Here is a 365-nt window from a genome sequence, read left to right on the forward strand (position 1 = left end):
GTCTATACATATACTTACGACAGCAAAGTAGCCATATTGGGTGACAATGCTACCTATTACATTTTAGGCAAAGGGCTTTCTCAGTTTGAAGGTTACATAAATTACGCCTCACCAAGCAAAGCTCCTCATAATCACTTTCCACCAGGCTACCCTTTTTTCATCTCGATCATAATGATGATTTCGGATAATATTCAGGTGATAAAAATCATGAATGGGCTACTTACTTTAGGAATTGGCGTTTTTACCTATCTAGTAGGCAAACGAATGGCGAATGATAGCATTTTTGGTTTACTAGCGGCCTTGTTAGTAATTATGCATGCCGGTCTCCTTTATTATTCCAGCATTATGATGAGTGAGGTGCTCTT

Annotated in this window: 1 protein-coding gene; it reads left to right on the top strand. The window is 38.6% G+C overall.

What is annotated here, in order from left to right:
* The coding region (locus E1176_RS20015) for a hypothetical protein (RefSeq protein WP_185152447.1) at nt 1-365 on the top strand (365 nt) is incomplete at both ends.

The sequence above is a fragment of the Fulvivirga aurantia genome (assembly GCF_009711475.1).
In the GTDB taxonomy this organism is placed as follows: domain Bacteria; phylum Bacteroidota; class Bacteroidia; order Cytophagales; family Cyclobacteriaceae; genus Fulvivirga; species Fulvivirga aurantia.